This is a genomic window from Methylobacterium sp. J-026, from assembly GCF_022829585.1.
In the GTDB taxonomy this organism is placed as follows: Bacteria; Pseudomonadota; Alphaproteobacteria; order Rhizobiales; family Beijerinckiaceae; genus Methylobacterium.
Window position 1 is genome coordinate 1 of record NZ_JAKSYC010000086.1, and the last position, 7,893, is coordinate 7,893.

4 protein-coding genes are annotated in these 7,893 nt (G+C 64.7%); 2 read left to right on the forward strand and 2 right to left on the reverse strand.

What is annotated here, in order from left to right:
* Positions 1-358 precede the first annotated feature (358 nt).
* The gene (locus tag MKK69_RS08440; RefSeq protein ID WP_243967326.1) at positions 359-2,320 is read left to right on the forward strand and encodes a response regulator; all 1,962 of its coding nucleotides are present in this window, start codon (positions 359-361) and stop codon (positions 2,318-2,320) included.
* Between the two features lie 326 nt (positions 2,321-2,646).
* On the opposite strand, the gene MKK69_RS08445 is transcribed toward MKK69_RS08440, so the two are convergent.
* On the reverse strand, positions 2,647-3,522 hold the full coding sequence (locus MKK69_RS08445) for a transporter (protein ID WP_243967327.1): 876 nt from the start codon (positions 3,520-3,522) through the stop codon (positions 2,647-2,649).
* A 406-nt stretch (positions 3,523-3,928) separates the two neighbouring features.
* A complete protein-coding gene (locus MKK69_RS08450; protein ID WP_243967328.1) occupies positions 3,929-4,831 on the reverse strand; it encodes a Ku protein in 903 nt (300 codons plus the stop codon).
* Between the two features lie 205 nt (positions 4,832-5,036).
* On the opposite strand from MKK69_RS08450, the gene ligD reads away from it, so the two are divergent.
* Positions 5,037-7,541 carry a DNA ligase D gene (gene ligD / locus MKK69_RS08455; protein WP_243967329.1) on the forward strand — a complete coding sequence of 835 codons (2,505 nt, stop codon included), beginning with the start codon at positions 5,037-5,039 and terminating at the stop codon, positions 7,539-7,541.
* Positions 7,542-7,893: the final 352 nt, after the last annotated feature.

A 7,893-nucleotide genomic window follows, 5' to 3' on the forward strand; every position in this document is an offset into this window, starting at 1 on the left:
GTCCAGTTCCCGATCATATCCCGGTACCCTGTCGCTCGGCACATCCAACGTCAAGCAGAATACCTGCCAAGCACTTTGGGGACACCGTTTGACCGCTTTCGAGAAACCATGACGTGGCTCCGCTCGTCCGGGTTGGGTCGATAGGAGGCCGTCCGCTTTTCCGGCGGGCCTTCTCCGAAGCGGCCATTCCGCTTTCGGCCAGATCCAGTCGGCCACTACGCGCTAAACGCGGTCGGCTCGGCCGCCTGAGCGTGATTACCGCACCGGACAACCCGCGAAGACGTTCGTTCCGTTCAGGGCTGACAGTGGCGGGCACCGCTCGCTTTCCATAGCTCGCAGGTCGTGACACTCACTACCCATGAGCAGCTTGCACAAATTGATCGGGACAGTCGCCCGCCGGCGTCATTCGCCGGTAACCGACTACGGTGTCACGCTGCTGTTGATCGGCGCCATGACGTTCGTTCGGTTCCTGGCTCCAGCCCATGTCGCTCCGTTCCTGCTGTACATTCCTGTCCTCATGGTCGTCACTCTGGCTTTCGGCTGGGGGGCCGGGACGCTGGCGCTGTCGTTGTCCACCTTGATCGCCGCGTGGTTCTACACGCGCGACGGGATACTCGGCGGCGTCGACGTCGCGCTGCTGTGTCAGTACGTGACGGTCGGTGCGACCATGCTGTGGATCTGCCACGCGTTGCGCCGCTCCGTCGTGCAGAATGAAGCTACGTTGGGGCGGCTCAACGCAGCGAACCACGTCCTCGTCGACAGGGAGGCGGCGCTGACCAGCGCCAACGCTGCGGCGGAGGCTGCTAAGGAAGCGGCCGAGCAGGCTAACACGGCGAAGAGCGATTTTCTGGCTAATATGAGCCATGAACTTCGCACACCGCTTTCCGCCATCATCGGCTACAGCGAGATGATGGGTGAGGAGATCGCGGACGGCTGCGATGCGTCGGACCTTGTGGCCGACATTGGCAAGGTCGAGCGCAACGCCCGTCACCTGCTCGGGCTCATCAACGACGTGCTGGACCTCTCGAAGGTCGAGAGCGGCAAGATGGAGGTCTACGCCGAGGATTTCGCGGTGGATGACATGCTGCGCGACGTCGCGAGTTCGGTCGCTACGCTGATCGGTAAGAAGGGTAATAAGCTGGAATTAAAGATGGCACCCGAGCTGGGCCGTATGCATTCCGATCTGACCAAGACGCGGCAGGTGCTCTTCAATTTCCTGAGCAATGCAGCCAAGTTTACGGAAAGCGGGATTATCACACTTGCCGCCTCTCGCACGACGGACGCCTCAGGTGTCGACCGGTTTTCGTTCGCCGTCTCTGATGCCGGGATAGGCATGACAGCTGAGCAGGTGTCACGCCTGTTCCAGCGTTTCGAGCAGGCTGATGCTTCCACGACGCGCAACTTCGGCGGGACCGGGCTTGGTCTTTCGCTCACGCGTTCCTTCGCCGACATGCTCGCGGGGGTGGTCACAGTGTCCAGCGTCCTGGGCCAGGGCAGCACCTTTACGTTCACTGTGCCAGCGACTTTCGTTCCCCTAGCCGACGAGCAAGCATCACCTGATCCAGACGTCATCGCAGACGATGAGTTGGTGGGCGATGTCATCTTGGTCATCGACGACGATACGGACCAACTTGCCCTCACCACGAGATTCCTTCATCGCGAGGGCTTCCAGGTACAGACAGCGGCGAACGGCAGGAGCGGGCTCGAACTCGCCCGGAGGCTGCGGCCGCGGGCCATCCTGCTGGACGTGATGATGCCGGGTGTGGACGGATGGTCCGTGCTAAGCCAGATCAAGGCGGACGAAAAGCTTGCGTCGATCCCAGTCGTGATGGTGACGTCCGTCGACCAGCGCAATCTTGCAGCGTCGCTTGGCGCCTCGGACTACATGCTAAAGCCGGTCGACTGGTCACGGTTCGGCAAAATCGTGAACCAGTTCAGGCTGGCGGAGACGGACCGGCGCGGCACCGTGCTGCTGGTCGAAGACGAGGCCGTGACCCGCATGGCGATGCGGTCCACCCTAGAGGAGGACGGCTGGTCGGTAGTGGAAGCCGCGAACGGCGAAGAAGGCCTGCAGCACGCGGCAGATACCAGGCCGGACGTCGTGATCGTCGACCTTAACATGCCTATCATGGACGGCTTCGGTTTCCTGGAGGGCGTTCGAGCCGTACCCGGCTGTTCGGACATCCCAGTGATTGTACTTACGGGTCGCGAATTCTCGGCGGACGACCGGAGGAAGCTTCGCGGCGCCAGCCAGATCCTCAATCGCGGCGACTTCGCATCGGCGACTTTGGCCGAAAGGCTCAAGGTACTTTCAGCTTGAGAAAGGCGAGGTCGGCGTAGCAGCATTAGCGTCGTGCCCACTTCGATGTCCGCTTTGGCGGCAGTTCTTGTTCGAAGCAGACTGGAGGCTTTCGGCCAGGTTCGGTCGCGTTGGCGGGCGCCGCTGAATGGCTGGATTGGGTGGATTTTCGCCGGTCCGCTTCCGGGCGACACTGCGTAAAAGCGGACATGGTCGCCGCTCCCGTTCACGACCCGCCTTGAGTCCTGGCTGATCCGATCCATTCAGGCATGCAGGATCCGGCAAGGGGCGTTCGTTCATCCATCGCAGGGGGATAACGCCCCTCATCACGCATGCCCGAGACGATTTCAGAACTTGCGCAGGATAGGGCTAGGCTCAGGCGTCTCGCTTTTATCCTGGTAGATCGGCACGGTTACGCGCAACCAGCCGCGTGTCTCAAGTCCTGCGTAATTGCGCTGAACAACGTCCCGCGTAACGTAGGCCTGGAGATTGACCGGGCCGAAGTTGTAGCCCACGAGGCCGCCCACGGCGAACTGGCCTTGCCGAGCATAGGACGGATTGTTGGTCGGAAGGTCGGTCGATCCGAAGGCTACCGGCCCGATTTCCCACTTGCCAAAATGCTTGGTGGCCGTGAGGTCGAGGTTGAGGAAGTCGGGGTAAAAGGTACCGCTGGCCGATCGCGTATCGAAGAAGGTGCCGTACAGGAAGTTGCCTGTCAGGTTCCATCCATCGCCATTGTATGTGATGGCGAAACGTTGGTGCAGAACCGGATTTTGGATGACGATCTTGGTCTCGCTGGGTAGGTAGGCCCCGAGCAGGTAGCTGAAGTTGATATTGTTGCCGAGCTTCCAGGCCACCTGCGCAGCGAGCAGCGTCTGGCCGAACCCGCTCTGGTACGCCGCGCCCCGTGTGCTCGAAGCTGTGATCGGCTGTAGCACGACAAGTTGCAGCCGTCCGCCGACCACCTCTGCCGGTGTCGCCCAGATGAAGGACGGCAGATTGATGTTCGAGTCGGTGCCGCGTGGGGTGATGTCCCGCGAGCCGAAACTGGACGTGTCAATGAAGTAGAGCCCGATCGGCAATGGCGCGCCTGGGGCTTGCCCTACAGTCTGTCCAGGTTGTGCCGATGAACCAGCCTGCACGGGGATGCCGGCCAACCCGTAGGTGAGCGAGGCGGAAAGGGCAGCGATATGGATCGGTCGGATAAGCCCAGCTGTCGTCATTCCGCAGTCCAAGCCTCTCCGTAGTCGGATCGGCCGTTATTGCATGCCAGAACGGATTAAGTGGCCTTCCTGTGCGTGGGATGCAGAGTTGCGACACGAGCGTAGCCGTTGGGCAACATCTGTCACATCGAAGGCTCGCTTCCTTGGATGATTCAAACCGCGCCCACAGTGAGGCCCGGTGCGTAGCGGGGCGTCTGGTTTGAAGCGCAAGGCCGAGGTCCGTTCACCACCCCTAGCCAAGATTGCCGGACGGCCGACCAATAACCGCTTATAGGAAGTGCCGACGACCGATCACATGACTGGGTTGGGTCGGTGATGGACAGGCTGGCAGCCGTTACCTTGGAACCGTCACGGCCGGGCTAGCACGCAATAATCTCGGCGGTGCGCCGGCCGGACAGACGGCCGGTCAAGCAGCCTTTCGGGTCCTGCCCGCGGTAGCCTTGCCCGAAGCGCGCTTCCTCGCGGGCGTCGAGGGCTTAGTCTCCGTCTTGCGCGGCTGCGCCTTGGCCGGCGAAACGACCTTCTCGGAGTCGATGCTGCGCCTCAGGGCTTCCATCAGGTTCACGACGTTGCCGGAGCTCGGCGCACCGGCCTTCGCCTTGCCCTTGCCCTTCGCCGGCTTCGGGGCCTTCCCCTTCACCAGGGCGATCAGTGCCTCCTCGTAGCGGTCCTCGAACTTCGAGGGATCGAACTTCCGGGTGGATCGCGCGATCAGCTCCTCGGCGAGCGCTCGCATCTCGGCCGTCGGATCGCCGTCGGGCATGTCCTCGAAGTAGGCCGTCGGCGACCGGACCTCGTCCTGGTAGCGCAGCAGCGTGGCCAGCAGGCCCTTGCCGTACGGTTCGAGCAGCACCACCCGTTCGCGCTTGTAAATGACGATGCGTCCGAGCCCGGCCATGCCCTTCTTCTTCATCGCATCCCGGATGACGGCGAAGGCTTCGCGAGAGACCTTGTCCTCGGCCGCGAGGTAGTACGGCTTGTCCAAGTAGCGCTCGTCGACCTCGTCGCGCTTGCAGAACGCCTCGATGTTGATCGTGTGCGTGCTCTCCAGGGCGATCTCGCTGAGCTCGTCGTCCTCGACAGGCACCAACTCGTCCTTGGCGATCTCGCAGCCCTTCACCTGATCGTCGCGCTCGACGGTATCACCGGTCACCGAGTCGACCATCAGCTGCTTGAGACGGTTGCCGGTCTCGCGATTGATCGTATGGCACTTCAGCTCCCTCGACGAGCTGACCGCCGGATACAGTCCGACCGCGCAGGAGACGAGTGAAAGTCGAAGATGACCTTTCCAGTTGGCGCGGGCTGCCACGTCGGTCTCCTGTGTCCGTCGAAGTATTGCCTCCCATCGATGCATCCGTAGTGCAGCGATCGGGAGCTTGACGGTTCAACGAGAGTCCAACTCGACTCGTTCCTCCACAGGCACACCTGTGGATAACTTGCCCAGTATTGTAGTTCCCTCCTCCGTTCCGGCCCGCTCAGGAACCCGGTCCCGCCGGTCCCGTTTCCTGGAAGCGATGACCGAGCCTCTCAAACCGTATCGGGAAAAGCGGGATTTCGAGGCATCGCCCGAGCCCAAGGGAAAGCGCGGCCGCAAGGCGGCGAAGGCGCGGTTCGTCGTCCAGAAGCACGATGCGCGGCGCCTGCACTACGACCTGCGGCTCGAGTTGGACGGCGTCCTGAAGAGCTGGGCCGTGACGCGCGGACCGAGCCTGTCGCCTGCCGAAAAGCGGCTCGCCGTCATGACGGAGGATCACCCGGTCGACTACCTGGCCTGGGAAGGATCGATCCCGAAGGGCCAGTACGGCGGCGGGACCATGATCGTCTGGGACACCGGGTCATGGGAGCCGGTCGGCGATCCGGCCGTCGGGCTGGCGAAGGGCCACCTGGAGTTCGCCCTGCACGGCGAGCGGCTCGCGGGCCACTGGCATCTCGTGCGCATGAAGGGCCGCGGCGGCGAGAAGAAGCAACCCTGGCTTTTCATCAAGGTCGACGACGAGCATGCGCGTCGCGACGGCGACATTCTCGTCGAGCACGGGGCTTCGGTCCTGTCGGGCCGGACCAACCGGGATCTCGCCGACGGCGAGGCCGTGAGAGCCGATCACGCCGCCCGCGCCGATGTGGTGGCAGAACGGAAGACGAAGCCGCCGGCGAGCCGGTCCAAGGCCGCCCGCAAGGGGATCCTGCCGCCCTTCGTCGAGCCCGCGCTGACGACCCTCGTCGACGACGTGCCCACCGGCGACGGATGGCTGTACGAGATCAAGCACGACGGCTACCGCATGCAGGCCCGCATCGACGGGGGCTCGGTGAAGCTCCTGACGCGCTCGGGCCTCGACTGGACCGCGAAGTTCGAAGCCGCGGCCCAGGCCCTGAAGGCCATGAAGCTGCCATCGGCCCTGATCGACGGCGAGATCGTCGTCGAGACCGCGGCCGGCGTCTCCAGCTTCTCCGCCTTGCAGCAGGCGCTCGCCGCTGGCGATACCGGATCAGCAGTCTTCTACGCCTTCGATCTGCTCTACCTCGACGGCAAGGATCTGCGTGCGCTGCCCCTGACCGAGCGCAAGGACCTGCTGCTTCAGAGCCTCGACGACGCACAGCCGGGCGGCCCCATCCAGTTCAGCGAGCATCTCGCCGCCGACGGCGCGGCCATGGCGCGCCACGCCTGCAGGCTCGGCCTGGAAGGCATCGTCGCCAAACGGGCGGACGCGCCCTACCGGTCGGGCCGAACCGACGCCTGGCGCAAGATCAAGTGCAGCTTGTCGGAGGAATTCGTCGTCGCCGGCTTCATGCCGTCGACCACGGCGACCCGTTCCGTGGGGTCGCTGATCCTCGGGACGCACGAGGACGGCACTCTCGTCCACGTCGGGCGGGTCGGCACCGGCTTCCGCGACGCGGTCGCTCGGGATCTCTGGACGCAGCTGGAGCCGCTGCGCATCCCAGCGGCGCCCTTCGAGGCCGAGCTGCCGCCGCTGGCGCGCCGGAACGCACGCTGGGTCGAGCCCAGGCTCGTCTGCGAGGTGACGTTCCGCGGATGGACAGGCGACCGCCAGCTCCGGCACGCGTCCTTCAAGACCCTCCGCACCGACGTGAGTCCGGACGATGTCGTGCGGGAGGCGAAGCCGAAGCCGCCGAAGGCACGGACGCGGAAGCCCGCGGAGGCGGTCGCCAAGCTGACACATCCGGATCGCGTGCTGTGGCCCGACGTCGGCCTGACCAAAGAGGGGCTCGCCGAGTACTACGCGGAGGTCGCCGACCGCATCCTGCCGCATGTCATCGGCCGGCCGCTGTCGCTTCTCCGGTGCCCGGACGGTCTCGGGTCCTGCTTCTACCAGAAGCATGCCTGGGCCGGGCTCGACGAGCGCTACATCCGGATCGCAGGCGATGAGAAGGCGGTCGTCGTCGGCGACCTTGAAGGCGTCCGCGCCCTGGTCCAGGCGAGCGTACTGGAGATCCATCCCTGGGGCGCGCCGGCCGCGGATCCGGATCGCCCGGACCGTCTGGTCTTCGATTTGGATCCGGGCGACGGCGTCGCGTGGGCCGATCTCGTCGCCGGCGCGCTGGATGTGCGCGAGCGGATGTCCGCCGCCGGCCTCACCAGCTTCGTGAAGACCACCGGCGGCAAGGGGCTGCACGTCGTCGTGCCGATCGAGCCGAAGGCCGGGTGGGACGAGGCGAAGGCCTTCGTGAAGCGCATCGCATCCGAGATGGCTAAGGACGCCCCCGACAGCTTCGTCGCGACCGTGTCGAAGAAGGTCAGGGACGGACGGATCTACGTGGACTATCTGCGCAACCAGCGCGGGGCGACCGCCGTCGCGGCCTTCTCGCCTCGGGCCCGTCCCGGGGCGCCCGTATCCGTTCCCGTCAATTGGGACGAGCTCCCGTCGCTCGGGTCCAGCGCGCGCTTCGACGTCGCGAGCCTACCGGGTCGCCTCTCCGCCTTGGGTCACGATCCCTGGGCCGGGTTCGAACGCGCGGCCCTGCCATTGGATGCTGCAGGGCGTCGGCCACGTCGAAGAGCCTAATGTCGAAATCCAGCGCTCGGCACTCATCGCAAGGGGCTGCTTGCGACTCCTTGCCGACCCTCGAAGGTCCGCTTCCAGGCTGTTGAAACACAGGCCAACGACCGGGTCGGGTGGGAAACGGCCCGTCCGCTTTCGGGCGGCACATGGGCCGAAGCCGACATGCCGTCCCAACCTCTTCTCACATCATAGGCTTGCCGAGTGGATCGAAGATGTCGCCGTGCCGCGGGTCCGGCCCCGGGACATCGTCCGCGCGCTCCGCCCGCATCAATGGGCGAAGAACGCCCTCGTCTTCGTGGGGCTGGTGACCGGTCATCATTTCGATGCGCCGAGCACCCTCGAGTCCTTCACCGCC

Excerpts from the sequence above, each read along its gene's own strand:
- ligD (WP_243967329.1), top strand. The coding sequence starts at position 5,037 with ATGACCGAGCCTCTCAAACCGTATCGGGAAAAGCGGGATTTCGAGGCA.
- MKK69_RS08440 (WP_243967326.1), top strand. The coding sequence starts at position 359 with ATGAGCAGCTTGCACAAATTGATCGGGACAGTCGCCCGCCGGCGTCAT.
- MKK69_RS08445 (WP_243967327.1), bottom strand. The coding sequence starts at position 3,522 with ATGACGACAGCTGGGCTTATCCGACCGATCCATATCGCTGCCCTTTCC.